24 protein-coding genes are annotated in these 23416 nt (G+C 70.2%); 9 read left to right on the top strand and 15 right to left on the bottom strand.

The window, feature by feature from the left end:
- Positions 1 to 59: 59 nt before the first annotated feature.
- Genes qcrB through ctaE form a run of 4 tightly spaced genes read right to left on the bottom strand, consistent with a single transcriptional unit; the run spans position 60 to position 4457 of the window.
- The gene (qcrB, locus tag EPD65_RS10750) at positions 60 to 1793 is read right to left on the bottom strand and encodes a cytochrome bc1 complex cytochrome b subunit (RefSeq protein ID WP_243640546.1); all 1734 of its coding nucleotides are present in this window, start codon (positions 1791 to 1793) and stop codon (positions 60 to 62) included.
- On the bottom strand, positions 1790 to 2884 hold the full coding sequence (qcrA, locus tag EPD65_RS10745) for a cytochrome bc1 complex Rieske iron-sulfur subunit (protein ID WP_131583976.1): 1095 nt from the start codon (positions 2882 to 2884) through the stop codon (positions 1790 to 1792). The genes qcrB and qcrA overlap by 4 nt, the downstream gene beginning before the upstream one ends.
- Entirely contained in the window at positions 2881 to 3780 is a 900-nt protein-coding gene (qcrC, locus tag EPD65_RS10740; protein ID WP_243640545.1) for a cytochrome bc1 complex diheme cytochrome c subunit, read from the bottom strand. The genes qcrA and qcrC overlap by 4 nt, the downstream gene beginning before the upstream one ends.
- 38 nt (positions 3781 to 3818) lie before the next feature.
- Positions 3819 to 4457 (bottom strand): aa3-type cytochrome oxidase subunit III, encoded by a 639-nt coding sequence (gene ctaE, locus EPD65_RS10735; protein WP_481354325.1) that lies wholly within the window; start codon positions 4455 to 4457, stop codon positions 3819 to 3821.
- A gap of 74 nt (positions 4458 to 4531) precedes the next feature.
- On the opposite strand from ctaE, the gene EPD65_RS10730 reads away from it, so the two are divergent.
- The 4 genes from EPD65_RS10730 to trpD are packed head-to-tail and all read left to right on the top strand — an operon-like array spanning position 4532 to position 7477.
- Positions 4532 to 5485 (top strand): cytochrome c oxidase assembly protein, encoded by a 954-nt coding sequence (locus tag EPD65_RS10730; protein WP_243640544.1) that lies wholly within the window; start codon positions 4532 to 4534, stop codon positions 5483 to 5485.
- Position 5486: 1 nt separating this feature from the next.
- Positions 5487 to 5900: an Rv3143 family two-component system response regulator gene (locus EPD65_RS10725; protein WP_481354326.1), complete on the top strand. Its 414-nt coding sequence runs from the start codon at positions 5487 to 5489 to the stop codon at positions 5898 to 5900.
- A 13-nt stretch (positions 5901 to 5913) separates the two neighbouring features.
- Complete coding sequence (locus EPD65_RS10720; RefSeq protein ID WP_131583968.1) at positions 5914 to 6435, top strand: OsmC family protein; 522 nt, start codon at positions 5914 to 5916, stop codon at positions 6433 to 6435.
- A gap of 10 nt (positions 6436 to 6445) precedes the next feature.
- On the top strand, positions 6446 to 7477 hold the full coding sequence (gene trpD / locus EPD65_RS10715) for an anthranilate phosphoribosyltransferase (protein WP_131583966.1): 1032 nt from the start codon (positions 6446 to 6448) through the stop codon (positions 7475 to 7477).
- Positions 7478 to 7573: 96 nt separating this feature from the next.
- Here trpD and EPD65_RS10710 read toward each other — a convergent pair whose 3' ends face one another.
- A complete protein-coding gene (locus EPD65_RS10710; RefSeq protein WP_131583964.1) occupies positions 7574 to 8191 on the bottom strand; it encodes a hypothetical protein in 618 nt (205 codons plus the stop codon).
- Between the two features lie 18 nt (positions 8192 to 8209).
- Positions 8210 to 9982, bottom strand: a complete 1773-nt coding sequence (locus EPD65_RS10705; protein ID WP_131583962.1) for a DEDD exonuclease domain-containing protein — start codon at positions 9980 to 9982, stop codon at positions 8210 to 8212.
- A 96-nt stretch (positions 9983 to 10078) separates the two neighbouring features.
- Here EPD65_RS10705 and EPD65_RS10700 point away from each other — a divergent pair, with 96 nt between their 5' ends.
- The 5 genes from EPD65_RS10700 (at position 10079) to EPD65_RS10680 (ending at position 14099) form a co-directional block, all read left to right on the top strand.
- Positions 10079 to 10318, top strand: coding sequence for a hypothetical protein (locus tag EPD65_RS10700; protein ID WP_131583960.1), 240 nt, complete (start codon positions 10079 to 10081; stop codon positions 10316 to 10318).
- A gap of 29 nt (positions 10319 to 10347) precedes the next feature.
- Positions 10348 to 10554 (top strand): hypothetical protein, encoded by a 207-nt coding sequence (locus EPD65_RS10695; RefSeq protein WP_131583959.1) that lies wholly within the window; start codon positions 10348 to 10350, stop codon positions 10552 to 10554.
- 122 nt (positions 10555 to 10676) lie between these two features.
- On the top strand, positions 10677 to 11669 hold the full coding sequence (locus EPD65_RS10690; protein ID WP_131583957.1) for a C40 family peptidase: 993 nt from the start codon (positions 10677 to 10679) through the stop codon (positions 11667 to 11669).
- 7 nt (positions 11670 to 11676) lie between these two features.
- Positions 11677 to 12873 (top strand): gluzincin family metallopeptidase, encoded by a 1197-nt coding sequence (locus tag EPD65_RS10685; protein ID WP_131583955.1) that lies wholly within the window; start codon positions 11677 to 11679, stop codon positions 12871 to 12873.
- Positions 12801 to 14099: a M48 family metalloprotease gene (locus tag EPD65_RS10680; protein ID WP_131583953.1), complete on the top strand. Its 1299-nt coding sequence runs from the start codon at positions 12801 to 12803 to the stop codon at positions 14097 to 14099. The genes EPD65_RS10685 and EPD65_RS10680 overlap by 73 nt, the downstream gene beginning before the upstream one ends.
- On the opposite strand, the gene EPD65_RS10675 is transcribed toward EPD65_RS10680, so the two are convergent.
- The 9 genes from EPD65_RS10675 to cpaB form a co-directional block, all read right to left on the bottom strand.
- Positions 14100 to 14267: a Flp family type IVb pilin gene (locus EPD65_RS10675; RefSeq protein ID WP_131583951.1), complete on the bottom strand. Its 168-nt coding sequence runs from the start codon at positions 14265 to 14267 to the stop codon at positions 14100 to 14102.
- A gap of 78 nt (positions 14268 to 14345) precedes the next feature.
- Positions 14346 to 14537, bottom strand: coding sequence for a Flp family type IVb pilin (locus tag EPD65_RS10670; protein ID WP_207891508.1), 192 nt, complete (start codon positions 14535 to 14537; stop codon positions 14346 to 14348).
- A 277-nt stretch (positions 14538 to 14814) separates the two neighbouring features.
- Positions 14815 to 15468 (bottom strand): response regulator transcription factor, encoded by a 654-nt coding sequence (locus EPD65_RS10665; protein ID WP_131583949.1) that lies wholly within the window; start codon positions 15466 to 15468, stop codon positions 14815 to 14817.
- Positions 15465 to 17039, bottom strand: coding sequence for a sensor histidine kinase (locus EPD65_RS10660; protein ID WP_131583947.1), 1575 nt, complete (start codon positions 17037 to 17039; stop codon positions 15465 to 15467). Before EPD65_RS10660 ends, EPD65_RS10665 begins: the two co-directional genes overlap by 4 nt.
- A gap of 8 nt (positions 17040 to 17047) precedes the next feature.
- Positions 17048 to 17965 carry a type II secretion system F family protein gene (locus tag EPD65_RS10655; protein WP_131583945.1) on the bottom strand — a complete coding sequence of 306 codons (918 nt, stop codon included), beginning with the start codon at positions 17963 to 17965 and terminating at the stop codon, positions 17048 to 17050.
- Position 17966: 1 nt separating this feature from the next.
- Positions 17967 to 19889, bottom strand: coding sequence for a type II secretion system F family protein (locus tag EPD65_RS10650; RefSeq protein ID WP_131583943.1), 1923 nt, complete (start codon positions 19887 to 19889; stop codon positions 17967 to 17969).
- Positions 19886 to 21463 (bottom strand): TadA family conjugal transfer-associated ATPase, encoded by a 1578-nt coding sequence (locus tag EPD65_RS10645; RefSeq protein WP_131583941.1) that lies wholly within the window; start codon positions 21461 to 21463, stop codon positions 19886 to 19888. The genes EPD65_RS10650 and EPD65_RS10645 overlap by 4 nt, the downstream gene beginning before the upstream one ends.
- On the bottom strand, positions 21460 to 22650 hold the full coding sequence (locus EPD65_RS10640) for a CpaE/TadZ family protein (protein WP_131583939.1): 1191 nt from the start codon (positions 22648 to 22650) through the stop codon (positions 21460 to 21462). The genes EPD65_RS10645 and EPD65_RS10640 overlap by 4 nt, the downstream gene beginning before the upstream one ends.
- Positions 22651 to 22657: 7 nt before the next feature.
- Positions 22658 to 23401 carry a Flp pilus assembly protein CpaB gene (gene cpaB / locus EPD65_RS10635; protein WP_131583937.1) on the bottom strand — a complete coding sequence of 248 codons (744 nt, stop codon included), beginning with the start codon at positions 23399 to 23401 and terminating at the stop codon, positions 22658 to 22660.
- Between the last annotated feature and the right edge of the window lie 15 nt (positions 23402 to 23416).

Here is a 23416-nt window from a genome sequence, read left to right as displayed (position 1 = left end):
GCTCCCGGTGGGGGAGCGGCGGCCCTTCTCAGTGCCTCAGCGTGTGATCACGCAGTGCCTCAGTGACGAAGCTCGTCGCCGGCGACGTCGTGGTGACCGTCGTACTGGTGACCGTCAGCGGCGTGGTCCAGGCCGGCCTCGAGCGCGTGCTCGTGCTCGGCGTGGTGGTGCGCCTCCTCGAGCTCCTCAGCGGTCGGCTTCTGGATGTTGTCAGCGAACATCGCCGTCGAGAGCTTGGCGCGGATGGTGGCCGCGCGGGCGCCCTTCTCCTTGACCGCACCCTCGGCCGGGGCCTCGAGGATCGGGTCACGCGGACGAGCGGTGAGCGCGTACGCCGACTCGTTGCTGATCGGCAGGTGACGCTCGGAGTAGCCACCCTCGGGGGACCGCATGATGATGCCGGTCTCGTAGCCGTGGAGCAGCTTCTCGCTGTCGTGACGCTGCAGGGCGATGCACCAGCGCTTCGTGATCATGAAGACCAGGACCGGCACGACGAAGACCGCGACGCGCATGAAGCGGGTGATCCACTCCATGTCCATCGAGAGCTGGGTCGCGAGGAGGTCGTTGCCACCGGCGGCCCAGAGCAGGCCGTAGATGGACATCATGGCCGCGAGGAACGCCGTGCGCGTCGGAGCGTTGCGCGGGCGGTCGAGGATGTGGTGCTCCTTCTTGTCGCCCGTCACCCAGGCCTCGAGGAACGGCCACATCATCATGATGCCGAGGAGGACCATCGGCGCGACCTCACCGGGGAGGAAGACGTTCCAGGACCAGGTCGTGCCCCAGAAGTGGGACTCGATGTTCGGCATGATGCGGAGCAGACCCTCGGCGATACCCATGTACCAGTCAGGCTGCGAACCAGCGGTGACCTTGGACGGGTCGTAGGGGCCGTACTTCCACACCGGGTTGATCGACAGCAGGCCACCCATGAGGGCGGTGACGCCGAAGACGATGAAGAAGAAGCCACCGGCCTTCGCGGCGTACACGGGCATCATCGGGTAGCCGACGACGTTCTCCTCGGTGCGGCCGGGACCGGCCCACTGGGTGTGCTTGTGGTAGACGACGAGCAGCATGTGCGCGGCGATCAGGCCCAGGATGAGGGCCGGCACGAGCAGGATGTGGACCATGTACAGGCGGGGGATGATCGCCTCGCCCGGGAACTCGCCGTCGAACATGAAGAACGACATCCAGGTGCCCACGACCGGCGTGGACTTGACCAGGCCGTCCGCGATGCGGAGACCGGTGCCGGACAGCAGGTCGTCGGGGAGCGAGTAGCCCGCGAAGCCCTCGACGACGCCGAGCAGGATCAGCACGCCACCGATGAGCCAGTTGACCTCACGCGGCTTGCGGAAGGCGCCGGTCACGAAGACACGCATCATGTGCACGAGCATCGCGGCGATGAAGATCATCGCGGCCCAGTGGTGCATCTGGCGGAGCAGGAGACCACCGCGGACATCGAACGAGATGTCGAGCGTCGAGGCGTAGGCCTGCGACATCTCGACGCCACGGAGCTGGTCGTACGAGCCCTGGTACTGCACCTCGGTCATCGAGGGCACGAACCACAGGGTCAGGAAGACACCCGTGAGGAGCAGGACGACGAAGGACCAGAGCGCGATCTCACCGAGCATGAAGGTCCAGTGGTCGGGGAAGACCTTCCGGATCATCTTCTTGTTCGTCGTGGCGAGACCGAGACGGTCATCGGCCCACTTGACGACCGCGGCGCCCTTGGCAGCCGCACCCGACTTCGGGGCGGCGGCAGGGGTGGTGCCGTTGGACTTGGCGACGTTGTCGGTCACTTGGAATCACGCTCCCAGTAGCTCGGGCCGACAGGCTCGAGGAAGTCGCTCTTGGCAACGAGGTAACCCTCGGAGTCCACCTCGATCGGCAGCTGCGGCAGCGGCCGGGCGGCGGGACCGAAGACGACGCGGCCCTTGTCGGCCAGGTCGAAGGTGGACTGGTGGCAGGGGCAGAGCAGGTGGTGCGTCTGCTGCTCCCACAGGGCGATCGGGCAACCGACGTGGGTGCAGATCTTGGAGTAGACCGCGATGCCCTGGTGCGCCCACTCCTGGGTCGCCGTGGTCATGTCCTTCGGCTCCATGCGAACGACGATGACGGCGGACTTGGTCTTGGCGACCTGGAGCTCGGCACCGTGCAGCGAACCGGCTTCGATCCGCTCCTGGTCCTCGGGGGTGGCACGCGGGTCGAACGCGTCGACGAGGCCCTCGGGCTCCGCGTTGACGAGCTGACCGATCTCCATGTCGGAGGCCTTGATCCAGCGGCCGGTGACGTCGTTGACGACGCGCTTGCCGGCCTTCCAGAAGGTCTTCTCGAGCGTCTTCTTGATGTTGGACGGCGTCGCGTCCGGACCGAGGTCGTTGAGGGCGACGACGGCGGGGATGCCGATGAAGCCCAGCGCACCCAGGAGGGTGTTGCGGACCAGCGGACGGCGGCCGATGCCGGACTCCTCGAGACCGAGCGCGAGGTCCGCGAGGACCTTCTCGCGGTCCGACTCGTCGGAGGCCGCCGGGTGGCGCAGCTCGGAGATCTCGTGGTCAACCATGAGCTTGCGGCTCCACTGGATGACGCCGATGCCGATGAGCAGCAGCGCGAAGCCGAGGCTCAGGCCCAGGGCCAGGTTGGAGGCACCGAATCCGAGGAAGGTGTCCCAGCTGTCCTTGATGTCGAGGCTGTAGTAGGCGATCACGAAGAGGATCGCGCAGATCATCGACGCGACGAACATCGCGGCGACCTGGCGCTCGGCGCGTCGCTCGGCCTTGGGGTCGACGTCGGTCGGCCGCGGGAGGTGGGGCGCGAGGCCCGGGTCCGCGATCGGCTCAGCCGTCGCGGCCGGCGCGAGCTCGGCGTGGCTGTCGGTGTGGTCGGTCACGCGTCTTCCTTCTTGTGCGAGCGAGCAGTGTGGGCCGCGATCCAGTAGGCGAACGCCACCAGGCCGCCGATGCCGACGAGCCACGCGATGAGACCCTCAGCAACCGGGCCGAGACCCTTCATGCCGAAGCCGCCGTACGCCGGGGTCTGCTCCCGGTCGTTGACCGAGTAGATGTAAGCGATGATGTCGCGCTTGTCCTCGGGGGTGAGGACCGCGTTGGAGAAGACCGGCATCTGCTGCGGGCCGGTGAGCATGGCCTCGTAGATGTGCTGCTTCGCAACGCCCTTGAGCGGCGGGGCGTAGCGACCCCACGGCATCGCGCCGCCGGAGCCCTCGAAGTTGTGGCAGGCGGTGCAGTTCGTGAGGAACAGCTTGCCGCCGCGCACGATCGCCTCACGCTGCTCGTCGGCCGAGAGGCCCTTGACGGCGTTGAGGTCGTACTCGGTGGCGGTCGGAGCCGACGGGCCCGGCGCGAGCGAGGCGACGTACGCCGCGAGCGCGTCGACCTCGTCCTGCGTGAAGGCCACCGGCTTGCGCGGGGCCTGCTTGCCGGTCTGCACCATGGGCATGCGGCCGGTCTCGAGCTGGAAGTGGGCAGCAGCCGCACCGACGCCGGCGAGCGACGGCCCGAGGTTGGACTTGCCGTCCTCGGCGACGACGCCCTCGCCGTTCTGCCCGTGGCAGGTGGCGCAGGAGAGGAGGAAGAGCTTGCGGCCCGCCTCGATCTTCTCGGCCTGCGTGAGGCTGTCCGAGCTCTTGTCGGCGGTCGCGGAGGACGAGAAGGCGGCGAAGAGGCCGCCGGCCATCAGCAGTCCGAGCAGGATGACGAGCAGGCCAGCGACGGGACCGCGGCGGTGCCGCGACAGTCGACCTGCGGAGCGATTCAGGAGTCGCACGTGATTCAGTCCTAGATCTGTCAGGGAGCTACTGGGGACTACTTGATGAGGTAGATGGTGGCGAAGAGGCCGATCCACACCACGTCGACGAAGTGCCAGTAGTAGGACACGACGATTGCGCTGACGGCCTGCTCGTGGGTGAAGCGGCGTGCCAGGTAGGTGCGGCCGAGCACGAACAGGAAGGCGATCAGGCCACCCGTCACGTGGAGGCCGTGGAAGCCGGTGGTCAGGTAGAAGACCGTGCCGTAGGCGTCGGACGGGATCGTCAGGCCCTCGTGCACCAGCTTGGTGTACTCGAGAGCCTGGCCGCCGACGAAGATCGCGCCCATCACGTACGTGAGGATGAACCACTCACGCAGGCCCCAGGCCTTCACGTTGAAGACCGAGCCGCTGCGTCCGACCTGGCCACGCTCGGCGGCGAAGACGCCGAGCTGGCAGGTGAACGACGACAGCACGAGGATCACCGTGTTGGTCGAGGAGAAGGGGACGTTGAGCATGGCCGTCTTCACAGCCCACAGGTCCACCTCCTGTGCGCGGATCGTGAAGTACGACGCGAAGAGGGCAGCAAAGAACATCAGCTCGCTGGAGAGCCAGATGATCGTGCCCACCGAGACCATGCTCGGACGGTCGTGATGCCCGTGCAGACGGGATGCCGGAATCGCTGTTGCAGTCGCCACGGACGGGATTATGCCGGTCTTGGACCCGGACGGCATCCCGACCCCCGCATGTTGGTCGTCATAAAGTTCACAGCGTGTTCCTTCCCCACGGCGTCACGGCGCTGACGACTGCCCCCGACCTGCCCCGCTTCACGCTCAGCAAGGTCTTCACCGCCTGGTCCCTTGACCCGTTTCTGACCGTCATGACGGTCTGGGTCGCCGGCCTCTACATCTGTGGCGTGCTGGTCCTGCGCAGCCGTGGCGACCACTGGCCGCTTGGTCGGACCTTCTCCTTTGTGATCCTCGGCATGGGCTCGTTCTTCGTCGCGACCTCGTCGGGGATCTCGACGTACGACACGACGCTGCTGAGCGTGCACATGGTCCAGCACATGATCCTGTCGATGTTCGTGCCACTGGCGCTCGCGCTCGGCGCCCCGGTGACGTTGGCGCTGCGGACGCTGCCCGGCACGTCGAGCAAGGGACCACGGCACTGGCTGCTGGCGGTCCTGCACTCGAAGGTCGTGGCGGTGCTCTCGTTCCCGCCGCTCACGCTCGCGCTCTACGTGATCTCGCCGTGGGCCCTCTACTTCTCCGGCTGGTACGACGCGTCGCTGCGGTCGGCGTACGTCCACGAGATGATGCATGTACACCTGGTGCTCGTCGGAGCACTCTTCTTCTGGCCGATCATGGGCATCGACCCGGTGCCCGGCCGCGTGGCCTGGCCGTTCCGGCTGCTGCTGGTCTTCCTGACGCTGCCGTTCCACGCCTTCCTCGGCGTGACGATCATGGCGCAGGACTCGATCATCGGCGGGGCGCACTACGCCGCGCTGCGCGAGGGACCGATGGCCTCGTGGCTGCCGACGATGGCTGCCGACCAGAAGCTCGGCGGCGGCATCCTGTGGGGCGCGGGCGATGTGGTCGCGCTCGTCTTCTTCGCGGTGCTGTTCACGCAGTGGGTCCGGGACTCCATGAAGGAGGCCGCGCGCGAGGACCGTCGGCTCGACATGCTCGAGCGGCGCGCTGCCGTGGAGTCACAGCAGCCGGAGTAGGCTGCGCCGGGTGACCGAGAACACACTGCGGGTGCTCGTCTACTCCGACGACGCGACGGTGCGGCGGCAGGTGCTGCTCGCGCTCGGATCGCGGCCCCACCCGGACCTTCCCGAGCTCGAGTACGTCGAGGTGGCGACCGAGCCGGTCGTCATCCAGCAGATGGATGGCGGGCAGATCGACCTGGCGATCCTCGACGGCGAGGCGGTGCCGGCCGGCGGGATGGGCATCGCGCGTCAGCTGAGTGACGAGATCGCCCAGTGTCCGCCGCTGGTCGTCCTCACCGGGCGTCCGCAGGACGCCTGGCTCGCGACGTGGTCGCGGGCCGATGCCGCCGTGCCGCAGCCGCTCGACCCGATCCAGCTGGCCTCGGTCGTGACCGGACTGCTCCGGTCGCGCGTGCCGGCGTCCTCCTGATGGACGTGGGCTGATGGACGCCGCGCAGCTGCGGGCTGCGCAGACGCCGGTCAAGGAGCGCTACCTCGCCGACCCCGCCACTGCGTCGACCGCCATCAGCGCCGTCGGTGACTGGAGCGACGACGGCATCACCGCGACCATCGAGGGGTTCGCCGGCCCGGTGCGCGCGGGTCTCCACGTCGCGACCGGGGGAGACGGCTCCGACGCCTGCAGCGGCGACATGCTCATGCAGGCGCTCCTCGGCTGCGCCGGGGTCACGATGCGGAGCGTCGCAACCGCGATGGGCATCGTCGTACGTCGGGCGGAGCTGGTGGCCGAGAGCACGTTCGACGCCCGCGGCACGCTCGGCATCGACCGCTCGGTGCCCGTCGGGATCGGTCCGGTCGTCGTGACCGCGATCCTCGACACCGACGCGGACGACGCCAAGCTCGCCAAGCTCGCCGAGCTGACCGGGCGCTACTGCGTGGTCGGCCGCAGCCTGCGCGAGGAGCCGGTGATCGAAATCCGTCGCGCGGGTCGGCGCGCCGCCCGATAGCCTGCGGGCCATGACGCACACCTGGCCCGACGTCCTGACCGCCCTGGTCACCCGCACCGACCTCACGTCGGAGCAGGCGGCGTGGGCGATGGGCGAGATCCTCGCGGGTGCGGCGACCTCGGCGCAGGTCGCCGGCTTCGCCGTCGGCCTCCGCTCCAAGGGGGAGACGCTCGTCGAGATCGACGGCCTGCTCTCGGCGATGTACGAGCACGCGACCCCGCTGGAGATCCCGGGCCGCACGCTCGACATCGTCGGCACGGGCGGCGACCGCTCCCACTCGGTCAACATCTCGACCATGGCGGCGATCGTCGCGGCCGGTGCGGGCGCGCCCATCGTCAAGCACGGCAACCGGTCGGCGTCCTCCAAGGCCGGCTCCGCAGACGTCCTCGAAGTGCTCGGGATCCGGCTCGACCTGACGCCGGAGCAGGTCGCGGCGGTCTTCGACCAGACCGGCATCACGTTCGCCTTCGCGCCGACGTTCCACGGCGCGATGCGGCACACCGGCGAGGCGCGCCGTGAGCTCGGCATCGGCACGGTCTTCAACTTCCTCGGCCCGCTGGCCAACCCCGCCCGGCCGGCGGCGCAGGCGATCGGCTGCGCCGACGCGCGCATGTCGCCGCTGATGGCGGGCGTCTTCGTCGAACGTGGCGTCGACGCGTGGGTCTTCCGCGGTGAGGACGGCCTGGACGAGATCACGACGACCACGACGACCACGGTCTATCGCGCGCACGACGGCTTCCTGCAGACCACGACGCTCGATCCGGTCGAGCTCGGCCTGCCGCTGGCGACGGCCGAGGACCTGCGGGGCGGCGACGCGGCGTACAACGCGGAGGTCGTACGTCGGCTGCTCGCCGGCGACACCGGGCCGGTCCGGGATGCGGTGGTGCTCAACGCGGGAGCGGCCCTCGCGATCCACGACACCGAGGGCGGCGAGATCCTTGCCAAGATCGAGGCCGGGATGAAGCGGGCAGCGGACGCGATCGACTCCGGCGCAGCGGCCGATGCGCTGGCGCGCTGGGTGGCAGCCTGCGCCGCGGTGTGAGTGTCGCGCGCTCGCGCGGATGACACTTTCGCTCTGGATGACAGTTCGGAACTGTCACACAGAGCCAAACTGTCAGATTGACAGTTTGGTGCGGCCTCAGGCGTCCAGCACCCAGCTGTCGCCCTCGCGGCGGAAGCCGACGTTGCCGTAGTAGGCGTTGACCATCCGCGGCGAGGTGATCACGTGGCGCACGCCCTTGGTCGCCAGCATGCCGCTCCGGCGCCAGACGAACTCGCCGGGGGAGAAGTCGCGGTACTTCGGCGTGACGTAGTCGAGTCGCACCTCGGCGGTGTCGCCCTGGATCTCCAGGACGACGACGCCGACGGTCTCGTCAGCCTTCTGGACCAGGTAGATCACGCACCCGGAGGTCTGGCCGAGGGTCGACTGGTCGAAGTCGGGCTGGAAGCGGGCGATATCGGCGGCGTGGACCTCGAGGACGTGGGCGAGGTAGCTGTCGTCGTGCTGGACCGGGAAGACCTCGAACGCCGCCGAGTCGTTCATCTCGCGAACCAGGCGCAGGACGAACCAGGTGTTGACCAGGACCAGCAGGGCGTTGAGCGCGGCCATCGGCCACACGTGCAGCGCCGCGTTGAAGGCGACGAGGATGCCGCAGGCCACCAGGTTGAGGACGCGGAACCGGAGCACGCGGTGCTGGAGCAGAGACAGGACGACGAGCGCCGATCCTGCCCAGCCTGCGATGTCCCACGTGTCCACGCGGCAAGGGTAGTGCTGTCAGGGGCGGTGGACGACTGTCAGCTCGCGCCGCTCGTCGAAGGGGACCAGCGACTCGCGCGAGCGCTGCACGGCGTCGTGCAGCGCGAGGTGGCGACCGGCGCCGGACAGCGGGCAGGTCCACTCGCCGGCGACGTCGATCAGGCGCACACCGTCGGACTCGAGCCAGCGCAGGACCTGCTCGGACTCCTCGGCCGTCGCTGCGGGGACAGGGCCACGACCGGGCAGGACTGTCTCGGCGCAGCTCTGCAGGCCGGCGACCCAGCTCTGCGCGTCGGCACCCGGCGGGATAAGCCCCGCCGCCGCGAGGCGGCCGTGTCGAACGACGTGGACCTCCCACCGGCCCGCGTCGTTGCGGCGGGCAGCCACCACCTCGGGGCATCGAGTGAGCGCCGACAAGCGCTGGGTGCGCGCCGCGGCCCGGAGGAACCCGGCCAGCCGGTCACGGTGCACGGCAGCCTCCTCGAAGCGCTCGTCGGCGACCAGGCGCTCCATCCGTTCGTTGATCGACGCGACGACCTCGTCAGGGTTGCGGAGCAGCGAGTCGCGGAGCTGGGCAACGAGCTCGGCGTAGGCGTCGGGGCCGGTCGTGCCGTCGCACGGAGCCACACAGCGCCCCATCTCGGCGAGGACGCAGGCCGCCTTCGACGGCACGCGGGGCAGCCGGTCGTTGCACTGCCGGATCGGGAACGCCTCGTGCAGCGCGGCGAGGGAGCGCTCGGCGACCTTCTTCGACGAGAAGGGGCCGAGGTAATCGGCATCGTCGTCGAGGACCTGCTTGACGAGGGAGAGGCGTGGCCACGGCTCGCGGGTCAGCTTGAGGAAGTGCACCTTCTCCGGGAAGCGCGAGCGCCGGTTGTAGCGCGGCTTGTGCTCCGCGATCAGCCGCAGCTCGCGGACGGAGGCCTCGAGCGGGGTGGCGCACTCGATGCCCTGCACCTGGGTGGCGATGCCGACCATCTCGCCCATCCGGGTGCGGGTCTCGGACGCGGTGAAGTAGGAACGGACGCGGGCGCGCAGGTCCTTGGAAGTGCCGACGTAGAGCACCCGGGCCTTGTCATCGCGGAAGAGATAGACACCCGGTGCATGCGGCAGGCCCTCCGCGAGGTGGCGCTTCTTCCGCTGGGCAGTGGTCACCCGGGAGGAGAAGGTCTGCAGCTCCTCGAGCGTGTGGACGCCGACACCGCCCAGGCGCTCCATCAACCCGTGCAGGACGTCGACCGTGGCGCGCGCGTCGGAGAGGGCGCGGTGGTTGGGCGTCGTCGTCGACCCGAACGCCGCCGCGAGCGAGGAGAGCTTGCAGTTGGGGGCGTCGTCGCGGGTGATCACCCGCCGCGCCAGCTTGGCTGTGTCGAGCACCTCGAACGCCGGCCAGGCGCGGCCCTGCTGGGCGTTGAAGTGCTGCAGGAACCCGATGTCGAACGGCGCGTTGTGCGCCACCAGCACGCACCCCGCCGCGAACTCGAGGAACGCCGGCAGCGCCGACTCGATCGGGGGAGCGGAGGCCACCATCGAGTCGGTGATGCCGGTCAGCACCGCGATGAAGGCCGGGATGTGTGCCTGCGGGTTGACCAGCGTCTGGAACTCGCCGAGCACCTCACCGCCACGCACCTTGACCGCGCCGATCTCGGTGATCATCGAGCCGCCCGCGGCTGAGCCGCCCGTGGTCTCCAGGTCGACCACGCAGAAGGTGATGTCGCGCAGCGCTCGACCGAGCTCGTCGAAGCTCCGCTGGGACTCCCAGCGGGAGAGGGGGACGGTCGTGCTGCTCATGGTGCTGACGCTAGGCGGGACCACCGACACGACCCGGGAGCCGCGCGCATTAAGGTGGTCTCCGCATTCCCACCTTTACGACACCTGGAGCGAGACGTGACCGCACCCCTGCCCGACGCGACCAACCGCTGGCGCTGCGGAGGCTGTGGCAACCTCACGCGCTTCGACGTGACCCGCACCCGTCGTACGACGGAGTTCTGGCACTTCGACCTTCAGGGCGAGGCCTCGGTCGAGCAGACCGAGCTCCGGGCCGAGACCGTCGAGTCGGTCACCTGCCGCTGGTGCGGTCGCGACGACGCCATCGAGCTCGTCGACCGCAACTCCGTCGAGGCGTAAGTGTCGGTGGTGCCTGCTTTCCTGCGGGCATGACCACTCTCATCGACTGTGACACCTGTGTGGTGCGCGGGCTCGCGTGCCACGACTGTGTGGTGACCGTGCTGCTCGGCCCACCGCCCGAGCTCTCCTTCGACGACGACGAGCGTCGGGCGCTCGACGTGCTGGCCGGGTCGGGTCTGGTGCCCCCGTTGCGCCTGGTCACTCCCGTGACGCAGCCCACCGTCGAATCCGCCTGACGGCGGGTGTCGGGTTTGCCGGGCACTTGGAGCCCCCCGTAGTCTGAGGGCCGCTCAAAGTCCGGCTCGCGATGGGGAAGTCACGACCGGACTTCGTCCATGCAAAGAGAGTCCCAACCGTCGTGCGCCTCGGCCAGAAGCGAATCATCACCGCCCTGACCGGCACCTGTGCCGCCCTGACCGTCTCCGTCGTGCCGCTGAACCCCGCGTTCGCGAAGCCCGACCTAAAGGACGTCCAGGCCAAGGTCGACCGCCTGTACCAGCAGGCCGAGGTCGCCTCCGAGCGCTACAACGACGCGCGGATCCTGCGTGACAAGCTGACCAGCGACCTCGCCGCGGTCAAGGCTGACGAGAGCGCGCAGCGCAAGGTCACCGACGGCATCGAGTCGGCCGTCAACCAGGCGATCGCCGCGCAGTACGAGGGCCAGGCGCTCTCCGCGACCGGCCAGATGGCGATCACCGACGACCCGGGCGCCTTCCTCAAGCAGCTCACCACGCTCGACGCCTACAACAGCATCCAGTCGGACAACCTCTCGTCGTACGACCGGGCCAAGAAGGCCCTCGAGATCCGCCACGACGCCGTCGCCGAGCGCCAGACGGAGCTCGCCAGCGTCACGAAGCGGCTCGCGAAGGACAAGGCCGAGGTCGAGTCCAAGCTCGACGACGCCAAGAAGGTCCTCGACGGTCTCAAGGCCGACGAGATGAAGAAGTACCTCGCCGCGGTCAACGCCGGTCAGAACGTCCCGATCCCCAACGTCCCGGCCTCGGGTCGCGCGGGTCTCGCGGTCAAGTACGCCCTCGCCCAGCTGGGCGACCCCTACGTCTGGGGCGCTGCCGGCCCCAACGCCTTCGACTGCTCGGGCCTGACGATGATGGCCTGGGCCGCCGCGGGCGTCTCGCTGCCGCACTCCTCGAGCGCGCAGTCGACGATGGGCACGCCGGTCAGCATCAGCCAGCTGCAGCCCGGCGACCTGGTCTTCTACTACAGCCCGGTCAGCCACGTCGCGATGTACATCGGCGGCGGCAAGATCGTGCACGCCCCGCACTCCGGCGCCAACGTCGAGATCGCCGACCTCAACCGGATGCCGATCACCACGGCCCGTCGCTTCGGCTGAGTCCGGCGTGCGCCGCCTGCCGGTCGTCGTCGCCGCTCTGGCGGTCCTGACCGGCTGCGGTGCGCCGCACGCAGTCACGCCGCCGGCGGTCAGCACGGTCAGCGACGGTGCCGCCATCGCGGTGCTCGCCGACTTGTCGGCGGCTCTCGCGACGGGTGACACCACCGGCGATGCCGCCGCGGACCGGGCGGTTGCCGGTGCCGAGTCCCTGGGCGTCACGGTCGACGACGTGCGCTTCGTGGACGACGACCCGTCGCTCACCGCGACGCTCGCGCACGGCCGGATCGCGACCATCGCCGACATGTCGTGGCGCGTCGACGGCTTTGATGGTGCCGATGCGCATGCCGAGGTCACGGTCCTCATGGAACGGTCCGGCGACGGGGCCCGGATCGTCGGGTTCGGTGGGGGCACGCGCCCGGAGCCCCTCTGGCTGACCGGCCCGCTGGTGGTCCGGCGTACTCCGGGCGTGGTGGTCGCCGGTCCGGACCCGGCGACGGTGGCCCGGGTCGATCGCTTCGCTCGCACGGCGCAGAGGGAGGTCCGGGCCGTGCTCGGCTCCACGGTGCCCCTGGTGGTCGAGGTCCCCGCGAGCAGCGCGGCGCTCGACACCACGCTGGGCGCCGAGGCCGGGCAGTACGCCGCGATCGCCGCGGTCACGACCTTCGAGGGCAGTGACCACGGCCGTCGTACGCCGGTGCACGTCTTCGTGAACCCCGACGTGCTCGGCGGCCTGAAGAAGGACGGCGCGCAGCTGGTGATGACCCACGAGGTCACCCACCTGGCCACGGACGCGGTCCGGGCGAAGTCGCCGCTCTGGCTCCTCGAGGGGTACGCCGACCACGTGGCGCTGCTCCACACCTCCCTGCCGCTGCAGCGCACCGCCGGCCAGATCGGTGCCGAGGTCCGGAAGGACGGGGTGCCGGATGCCCTCCCCGGAGCGACGGACTTCGATGCGCACGCGACACACCTCGGCGCGGTCTACGAGTCGGCCTGGCGGATCGTGGAGGTCCTCGCGGCCGCAGGCACCGAGGAGACCTTGCACGAGCTGTACCGTCGGACCGCGGCGGGGGAGCCCGTCGACAGCGTGCTCCGCGCGCTCTACGGCTTCGGCGAGGAGGAGTTGACCCGCAGATGGCAGGCAGACCTCCGGAGGATCTCGCGGCTGCACCCGATTCCGGGGCAGTCGGGGCCGACCGCCGACTGACCGACCGCACCGTCGGCCTGGCGCTCGTCGTCGCGGGACTGGTGCTGCTCGCGTGGTTGCTCGCCACGGTGGTCCCGTGGCACGCGGTGCCGGGCGGACGTCCGCGGCCCGTGCCGGTCGGCGACGTCTTTACCGCGCGGGAGATCGATCGTGCCGAGGCCTGGGCCCGGCTCGGCCGGCTGATCTCCTGGAGCTCGCTGGCGATCTCGCTCGCGGTGGCCTCCTGGCTCGGCTTCACTCGTCGCGGCACGCGGCTGCTCGGGCGCGCCCGGCTGCCGTGGTGGGCCCAGGTCATGGCGCTGACCTTCCTCGTGACCGGCATCGGCCAGCTGGCGACCCTGCCGGTGACGGTCATGTCGTGGCAGCAGCGCACGCGGGTCGGGCTGACCGACCAGTCGCTCGCCGGGGCGCTCCGCGATGAGGTGGTCGGTTTCACCTACACCGTCGTCGTCTCGGCCGTCGCCCTGCTGGCGATCATCGGGATCGCCCGGCTGCTGCCGCGGGCCTGGCCGGCGGTCGTCGCGGTGGCCGGCAGCGTGCTGGTCGTGGCGTCCAGCTACCTCTGGCCCCTGCTGGTCGAGCCTGCCTTCAACCACTTCACGCCCCTGCACGACCCCGCGCTCGAGCGGGGGATCCAGCAGCTCGCACAGCGGGAAGGCGTGCACGTCGACGAGGTGCTCGTGGCCGATGCGTCGCGGCGTACGACGACGCTCAATGCCTACGTGTCCGGCTTCGGCGACAGCCGCCGCGTCGTCCTCTACGACACGCTGCTGCGCGACCTCGACCGGCGCGAGGTCCTCACGGTGGTGGGTCACGAGCTGGCGCACGCACACCACCGCGACGTCGAGGCGGGCACCGTGCTCGGCGTGGGTGGCACGGTCGTCGGGGTGGGGCTGCTCGCCCTGCTGCTCGGCGCCCCCGGCGTACGACGCAGGGCCGGTGTCACCGGCATCGGCGACCCGCGGGCGGTGGCCCTGCTCCTGGCGCTGAGTGCGTGGGGGACGCTGGCCACGATGCCGCTGCAGAACGGTGTCAGCCGCCAGTTCGAGACACGGGCCGACGTGGACGCACTGAAGGCCACCGGTGACCCGGTGGCCTTCGTGGAGATGCAGCGCGCCTTGGCGCTGACATCCTTGGCGGACCCGACGCCGCCGGCCTGGTCGCAGTGGTGGTTCGGCTCGCACCCGACGGTGCTGCAGCGGATCGCCCTGGCGGCGCAGCGCTGATCAGCAACTGAACGGGCTGGGCGGCTTGCAAGCGGTGCTGAACAGTCCGTCGGTGCCGCCGCCCAGCACGGCCACGGTGAGGACGATCGCGGCCGCGATCAGGCCGACGAGCAGTGCGTACTCGACGGCGGTCGTGCCCCGCTCGTCCCTGGTGATGATCCACTTCATGTGGCTGCCTCCCGAAAAGCGACGACGGCCGCAGAGGAAGTTCCTCCGCGGCCGTCGTGCGACGTGTCGTCTGACGAATCAGGCGCCAGCGATGGTGGTCTTCACGTTGCTGAACAGCGTGTCGAGCGCGCCACCGAGCAGGCCGACGGTGACGGCGATCGCGGCACCGATGAGGGCGACGAGCAGGCCGTACTCGACGGCGGTCGCGCCCTTCTCCTCCTCGCGCGGCATGGTCATGAAGTTCACGAGGCGAACGAAGTACTCAGTCATGGTTTTCCCTCCCAGGAATCGAGCCGGACCAGTCAGTCCGACTTCCGTTTCTGCCGGCCCACCTCCCTCGCGGGCCTGACAAGAAGAACTCTGTCACGACGTGGCGAGCGTCACTATCGGGCGTTGCGTCGGACCGTAGTAGTCCTTTCGGGCCATTCCGTGGATGGCCGATTCGGCACCCTCCTACGCCGACCGGAGAGGGTCGTCCCGTGCTCCCCGGAAATGCCCGAAGGGGTCGTGGGCACAGGCCCACGACCCCTCCGGGGAGCGTGCTGGATCAGGCGGTGAGCAGGCTCATCCGCATGGCCGTGACGAGCGCCTGGGCGCGGTTGGTGGCGCCCAGCTTCTGGTAGATCCGCGCGATGTGCGTCTTCGCCGTCGACTCCGACACGTAGAGCTGGCCGGCGATCGCCGCCGTGCCCATCCCGTCCGCGAGCAGGTCGAGCACCTCCTGCTCCCGGTTCGACAGACGGGGCTTCTGCGCGTGCGCCGTGGCGCGTCGCATCATCGCCGCAGCGAGCGACGAGCAGAGGAACGTCCGCGGTGCCACGACAGCGTGACGGGCCGCTCCGAGCACCTCGGACGACGGCGAGTCCTTGCCGACGAAGCCGGACGCGCCGGCCTCCATCGCGGCGAAGACGTGGTCGTCGCCGGCGTGCATGGTGAGCACGACGAGGCCGACCTTGGCGTCGTTCTGGCGGATCGAGCGGACGATGTCCAGGCCCGTGCCGTCAGGCAGCTGCAGGTCGGTCACGATGACGTCCGGGCGCAGGGCGTCGTACGCCGCGAGCGCCTGGCTGACGTTGCCGGCCTGGCCGACGATCTCCATCTGCGGGTCGCGCTCGAACGCGCGAGCCAGACCCTGGCGGATCAGCTCGTGGTCGTCCACGAGCAGGACGCGGGTCTTCTTGGTGTGCGTGTGAATGTTCATGATGCGAGTTCCTCCCTCTCGACCGGCCCCTCCAGCCGGGTCATGTCCCCGAGGCGGACCAGGAGCTCTGCGCCCGGACCGTCCTCGCGGTTGTGCAGCTGCAGGCGTGCGCCGATTCGGCGGGCCCGCTCCTTCATGATCCGCACGCCGTGCGAGTCGTCCCTGCCGGTCTGCAGGCCGCGACCGTCGTCGGCGACCCGGACGTAGGCGTCCGGTGCCGTGACGACGACGTCGACCGTGATCCGGTGGGCGTCCGCGTGGCGGGCGGCGTTGTTGATCCCTTCCTGGGCGATGCGGAGCAGCTCCGCCTCGACCTCCGGCCGGAGCCGCTTGGAGCCTTCGACGACCTCGACCTCCACCGAGATCCCCGAACGGCTTCCGATGTGGGCTGCCAGCGCCTCGAGCCGCTGGCCGAGGGTCTTGCCCTCACCCTCGTTGCGGAGCAGGAAGACCGAACGCCGGAGCTCGGCGACGACCCTGCTCAGCTCGCCGCGCAGTGCGCGGCCCTGCTCGACGACCTCGGACTCCGTGGAGACCTCGGTGATCTCGTCGATCAGGTAACCCAGACCGGCCAGGTCCTGCGCGACACCGTCGTGCAGGTCGCGGGCCAGGCGGCGCCGTTCCTCGGCCGTGGCCTCGTCCCGCAACCCCGCGAAGATGAGCGCGGTGTCGAGCTGCAGCGCCTCCCTGCGCAGCAGCCGGACGAGGTGGTCGAGCGTGTGGTGCAGCTGTGCCTGGGTCAGCTTGTGGGGGAGCAGTGCTCCCGTGAGCGCCCCGACGAGGCCGGCGTCGGTCACCAGGGGAACGGCGACCCACGGACCGTCGATGACGGGGCGGTTGGTGCGGAAGACCTCGTCGAGGACGGCGGTGTTGTCGGCGCCGGAGTCGGTGACGTCACCCTCCAGGAGAGGCGTGTAGCCGTGGGCCGTCTCGACGTACACGACGGCGCCGGTGAACGGCAGCTCCTCGCGAGCGGTGTCGAGGATGCCGTGGCTGATCCGGACCGGGTCGAGGCCGCCGACGAGGCTCCCCGAGAGGTCGCGGAGCTGGGTGAGCAGGGCCCGTGCGTCGCGGTACGACGTGCTGGTGTCCGACCGGCTCTCGCGCGACTCGTGGAAGAACGCCGCCACGGAGCCCAGGCCGACGCCGGCCGCGAGGGCGCTGAAGAGCTGGGCTCCGGTGGTGTCCGTGAGCGGGATCGTCGGGCTGGCCACCACGACGGCGACCGTGATGACGAGCTCGGCTCCGATCACCTCGAGCGTGCCCCGCACGCCGCGGACGATGCCGCCGATGAACGGCGGGATCACCAGTGCCGGCAGCAGCACGGGGGACTGCTCGAGCGTCAGCACGGCGATGAATGCCGTCAGCGACGCCTCGACGGTCAGCGCCGGCATCGCCGCCACGCGGGGCAGCCCGTCGGCGAAGACACAGCCGAGCCAGAGCGTGGCCAGCAGGATCACGTTGATGATCGCCGCGTAGTCCTGACCGAGGGCGACCGAGGGCGCCAGGCAGAGCAGCGCGAAGGCGCGGGTCACCGCGGTCACGGTCGCGTAGCGGGCGCGACGATCCATGGGCGTCATCAGAAGATCCCGATGATCCGGGGGACGGCGGGGCCGATCACGATGATGAAGAGGCACGGGAGGACGAAGAGCACGACCGGGATCATGATCTTGACCGGGACCTGGGCTGCCTTCTCCTCAGCGCGCTGGCGACGCTTGGTCCGCATCTCGCGCGACTGCACGCGGAGGACCTGACCGATCGGGATGCCGAACGAGTCGGCCTGGACCATGGCGCTCACGAAGCCCTTGATCTCCGGGATGCCGGTGCGCTCGCCGAGCGCGCGCAGCGCCTCGCTGCGACCGCGGCCGATCTGCATCTCCTGCAGCACGCGGGCGAACTCCATGGCGAGCGGGCCCTCGGTGTTGCGCGCGACCTGCTGCAGCGCCGCGTCGAAACCGAGACCGGCCTCGACGGAGATGGTCAGCAGGTCGATCGAGTCCGCGATCTCCTTGCGCATCAGCTCGTCGCGCTTGAGGGCGACGTTGTAGAGGAAGATCGCCGGAGCGTTCCACCCGAACGCCGCGCCCGCGCCGACGATCAGCGCGCCGATGGCGATGCCCTCGTGCAGCATCCGGGCGATCAGGGCACCGAAGACGAGTCCGGCGATGACGCCCAGCACCTTGCTGGTCGCGACGCGCTCGACGGACCACCCGGCCGGGTTGCCCGCCTTGTCGAGGCGCTGGCGGATCCGCTCGACCTGGTCAGCCCCGGTGACCCGCTGGCCGATCTTCTGCAGGCGCGCGTACAGCGGCTCGAGGACACGCTCGCCGAAGGGGCGGTCCAGCTCGCCCTTCAGCTCGTCGGGTGCCTCGGTCATCGCCTGCAGGACCGCGAGCGACCGCGAGACGCCGGTGCGCTCGGCGGTCAGGCCGCCCGCGGCCGCGAAGACGAGGAACAGTGCGCCGAAGATCATCACGGCGCCGAGAAGGAGCACCATCTCAGACCTCCACCTTCACGATGCGGGACATCATGGTCCAGCCGATGGTCAGCAGTACGCCGAAGGCTCCGAGCATCAGGTAGCCGAATCCGGTCGTGTAGAGCGGCTCGATGTAGGAACGCCGGGCCGTGAACATGAAGAGGAACATCAGGATCGGCAGGCCGATCAGGATGTACGCCGAGAGCCGGCCCTCCGCGGACAGCGTCTTCACCTGACGGCGCAGGTAGTCGCGCTCGCGCAGGGTCTCGGCGACCGTCGTGAGCAGCTCGGCCAGGTTGCCGCCGACCTCGCGCTGGATCCGGATCGCCATGACCACCCACGCGAAGTCGACGCTCTCGATGCGCTGGGCGATGCCCTCGAGCGCGGTCTCCAGCGGGACGCCGAGGCGGCTCTCGATGAGGACCCGCTTGAACTCGCCGGCGATCGGCTCGTTGCCCTCGTTGACGACGGCGTCGATGGCCTGGGCCAGCGACATGCCCGCCGAGAGGCTGCCCGCGATGAGCTGCAGGGTGTCCGCGAGGCCCGAGTTGAACGCCGCCACGCGCCGCCGCTGCTTGTGGCCGAGCCACCACCACGGCACGGCGACGCCGGCTCCGAGGCCCACCAGGAGCAGGACGACGCTGCCGCCGCCCAGCACGAGGCCGACGGCCCCGGCCAGGATGGCGATGGTGCCGTGCAGCAGCAGCCACTCGGCCGGCTTCAGCGCGGACCCGCCGGCCTCGAGCCGCTGCTCGATGCGCGCCTCGAGGCCCTTGTTGCGGTGCAGCATGGAGGCCGCAGCCTCCTTGGCCTGGTGCAGGTTGAGCGCCGAGTCGGCCCGGCGGGCGTCCTGCACCTTGTGCATGACCGCGCCCGGACCGTACGCCGCGATCCGCTGCTCCACGCTGCGCATCCCGCCGGTGCCGCCGCTCATCGACAGGACGCCGGTGAGCAGGACGGCGAGGCCGAGACCGAACGCCGCCAGGCCGCCGTACAGCGCACCGGACGGCAGCTGCAGCGAGTGCGCCGCCTCCTTCAGGGCGTACGCCGTCTTCGCCGGCGCGATGCCGCCGTCGCGGACCACGGCGTACGTGGTCGCGTGGAGGGTCGTGCCGCCAGTGATCGGCAGCGTCACCGCGACGTCCGCCTCGGTCGTGGTGACCGACGCCGGTACGTGTGCGGACACGAGGACCTGGCGTGCCAGAACCGCGGCCTCGTCGGTGAACGCCTTGGTGAGCGCGGCCGCGTCGGCGGGGATCAGCTGGCCCTTGCCGGCGGCGGCGAGGGAGCGGAGCGCGGCCAGGTCGCTGGCCGACTGGTCGAGCGCGACCGCGTCCAGGGACACCTTGGCCGCCGTGACCGCGGACGTGACCGAGGAGAGCGGGGTGGCGTTGGTGTTCTTGCCGTCGGAGAGCAGCAGCACGGTGCGCTGGCCCTCGGTGCCGAGCTCCTTCACGGCTGCCTTGATGCCGTCGTAGAGGACCGTGCCGTGGGCGAGCCGGAGGCCGTCGACGACCGTGCCGGCGGCGGCGCGGTCGGTGGTGGGCGTGAGGACCGTGTGGACGGCTCCGTCGAAGGTGACGATGCCGACCTCGACGTCCGCCGGGACGGAGGCGAGGTAGCTCTTCGCTGCGGCGCGGGCTGCAGCGAACCGCGGGCCCTTCATCGACTCGCTGGTGTCCATCGCGAGCACCGTCGTACGCCGGATGGTCGCCGCGGACGAGGAGCCGGCGAGGCTGGCGGTGGCGTCGGCAGCCTTGCCGCCGACGGTCACCCCGACCGAGCCGAGGTCCACGCGGGCGCCGGCGGGCACGGAGACCAGCAGGTCGACCGTGCCGTCGTGGGCCTCGACGTGGCTGATCGTCGCCGGAGCGTCGGCGGCCCGGGCCTGGGTGGGGGACAGCACGGCGCAGCAGGCCAGTGCCGCCAGGACGACGCGCTTCACGCGACACCGTCCCGGGCGAACACGAGCGGGTCGACCCGCACGTTGGAGTGCTCCATCTTCTCCAGGAACTTCGGACGCAGGCCCGTCGAGCGGAGACCGCCCAGGCTCTTGCCGTCGGCGTCGAAGCCACGGGAGTGGTCGTAGACGAAGATGTCCTGGAGCGTGATCACGTCACCCTCCATGCGCTCCACCTCGGTCACGTGCGTGATCCGGCGGGAGCCGTCGCGCAGGCGGGCCTGGTGGACGATCACGTCGACCGCGGAGGCGACCTGCTCGCGGATGGCGCGGATGGGCAGGTCCATGCCGGCCATCAGCACCAGCGTCTCCATGCGGGCGAGCGTGTCGCGCGGGCCGTTGGAGTGCAGGGTCGTGATCGAGCCGTCGTGACCGGTGTTCATCGCCTGCAGCATGTCGAGCGCCGAGGCGTCGCGGACCTCGCCGACGACGATCCGGTCGGGACGCATGCGGAGGCTGTTCTTGACCAGGTCGCGGATGGTGATCGCGCCCTTGCCCTCGATGTTCGGCGGCCGCGACTCGAGGCGTACGACGTGCTCCTGCTTGAGCTGGAGCTCCGCGGCGTCCTCGATGGTGACGATGCGCTCGTCGTTCGGGATGAAGCTGGACAGGACGTTCAGCGTCGTCGTCTTCCCGGCACCGGTCGAGCCGGACACGATGATGTTGAGCTTGCCGCGGACGCAGGCCTCGAGGAAGTCCGCCGTGCGCTGCGAGAGCGATCCGAAGTCGATCAGGTCCTGGACCGTGAACGGGTCGGTGGCGAACTTGCGGATGGTGAGCGCCGAGCCGTCGATCGCGAGCGGCGGGATCACGGCGTTGACACGCGAGCCGTCGGGGAGACGGGCGTCCACCATGGGGGAGGACTCGTCCACGCGGCGGCCGATACGGGACACGATCTTGTCGATAATCCGGCGCAGGTGCGCGTCGTCGTCGAACTGGACCTCGCTGCGAGTCAGCTTGCCGGCCCGCTCGACGAAGACCATCGTCGGACCGTTGACCATGACCTCGGTGACGTCCGGGTCGGAGAGCAGCGCCTCGATCGGGCCGTAGCCGAGGATGTCGTCGGTGATCTCCTTGGTCACCTGGGCGCGGTCCGCGGTCGACAGCGGTCGGTCCTGCGCAGCGAGGACCTCCTTGAGCGTGGCCCGCACCTTCGGGCCGAGCTCCTCGACGCTCACGTCCGCCTCGTAGAGCTGCGGACCGAGCTGCTTGAGCATCTCGGCGTGCACGGCGGCCTTGAGCTCGGCGTACTTGTCGGCAGCGCCCACCGCGGCCCGGCGGGTCGCCAGGCTGGAGACCTCCGGCACAGCCGCGACCTCGTCGGGGGTACGGCGGTGCGACGGCGCCGCGGGAGCCGGGGGAGCGGCAGGAGCAACGGGTGCCGCGGGAGCAACCGGAGCCACGTCAGCAGCACCGGCAGCGTCGAGCGTGTCGGTGGGCTGCGCGGGCGAGGTCGGCAGCTCGGGCTGGGCCGGCTCCGGGGCAGCGGCGGCCTCAGCAGCGGCAGCCTCGGCGGCAGCGGCGTCCTGGGCGGCCTTCAGGCGATCAGCGAGGCTCATGCGCCGGCCCTCCGCAGTCGCAGCTTGCGGACCCGACCCTGGTCCTCGGCACCGTCGCTGACGACCGGGTGGTCGGAGTCGCCGGCGGCGAGCGCCATCTGGCTGGCGAGCTGGCGGAACGCCCGGCTCGCGGCGTGGTCGGGGCTGGAGAGCACGATCGGCTTGCCGGCGTTCGTGGCGGCGGCGATGTCGGTCGACGACGGGATCGGCGTGGTGACGGCGAGGCCGAGGATCGCCTCGACCTTGTCGTTGTCGAGGCCGACCGCGTCGTCCGCGCGGTTGAGGACGAGGTGCCGGTGACCCTGCGCGATGTTGAGCAGGTCGAGCGTCTCGAGCGCCACCTTCACGTTCTTCAGCGTCGGCACGTCGAGCGTCGCGATGACGATGCACTCGTCGGTCTCGTCGAGCGCCTGCAGCGTCTGCTCGTCGAAGTTCGGCGCCGTGTCGACGACGACGTAGTCGAACTGCTGGCGCAGCGTGCGGAGCATCCGTGAGACCAGCCGGGCGGTCACCCGGTCGCGGCCGTCGGGGAGGTTCGGCGCGGCGAGCACCATGAGGGACTCCTCGTGGCGCGTGAGCAGCGACGCGACCAGCGCGGGGTCGATGCCGTCCTCGGAGCCGATGGCCTCCTCGATGGTGTGCGTCGGGAAGAGCTGCATCGTGATCGCGACGTCGCCGAAGGCGAGGTCGAGGTCGACCAGGCAGACCTTGCGCGCACCGCCGTCGGCGAGTGCCAGGGCGAGGTTGACCGACGTCGTGGTCTTGCCGACCCCGCCCTTGGGGGCGAAGACGGTGATCAGCGAGCCGTGCGGGCCATTGGCGCTCTGGCCGCTGAACGCCTCCCAGAGCTGGTGGGCGCGCGCGGCGGCGGCGCGGATGCCGTCGGTGTCCGCGGTCCGTACGACGTCGCGGCAGCCGGCCTGCATGGCGCGGTAGAGGACGTCGGTGTCGACCTCGTGGCGGACCAGCACGACGCTGGTCGTGGGACGCGTCAGCCGCAGGCTCTCGCAGGTGGCGATGGCCTCGGTGAGGTCCAGGCCGGGCCCGAGCACGACGACGTACTCGTCGGTGCGGTGCAGGAGCCAGGCGTTCAGCGGGACGGTGCCGTCGACGGCGTGGGTGCCGGGCGGAAGTGCCCGGGCCAGTGCCTCGACGGTGCCCGCGTCAGTCTCGACGATGACGGGCATGACGGCCTCAGTTCGCGAGGTTCTTCTCGGTGACCCGGGGGGTCGTCGAGAGATCGGTGGTGCCGGTGACCAGCGCCAGGGACAGCGTGCCGAAGTTGGTGCCCCACATGAGCTGCTCGGCCTGGTGCTGGGTGACCGCCAGGGTGACCAGCGTCTGCGGCACGGTGTCCGTGGTGGAGTCGCCCGACTTGTTGGTCTTCGTCGAGGTCACCGTCGAGGTGTCGCCGACGCCGAGCACGGTGACCTTCTGCAGCAGCGTGTTCGCGTAGAACGTGTCGGCCTTCTGGTCGTCGACCGCGACGAGGACGGCGACCTGCGAGCCCGGCTGCACGAAGCCAGCGAGACGCTGCGGGTCGGTGAGGTTCACCGTCACCGCCATCTTGCCCTTGGGGATCGCGATCACCTTCGAGGTGACGTCGACGTCACTGCTGCCGCCCCACTTGGCGGAGACGATCTGCTCGCCGGCGTACATGGTCGTCAGTGCGACCTCGCCGTCGAGCCCCGACAGGTCCGTCTGGGCTCCGGAGAGCACGACGTTGGCGGGGATCGCCTTCTTCTCGAACTTGCCGGCCTGCGAAGCGGCTTTGAACGTCTCGCCCGGCGCGATGTCCTGCGTCGCGACCAGCACGTTGACGGACTCGTACTGCGCCTGCGCGCGGCCGTCAGCGCCGCGTACGTAGAGCCAGACGAGCATGGTTCCCAGCGCGGCAATCACCGCTGCCAGGACAAGCAGGATCTTCCTACGGTCCATGACACCCTCAAATGA

It is taken from the genome of Nocardioides jejuensis, assembly GCF_004337475.1.
In the GTDB taxonomy this organism is placed as follows: Bacteria; Actinomycetota; Actinomycetes; order Propionibacteriales; family Nocardioidaceae; genus Nocardioides; species Nocardioides jejuensis.
This window is presented reverse-complemented; position numbering and strand designations above follow the sequence as displayed.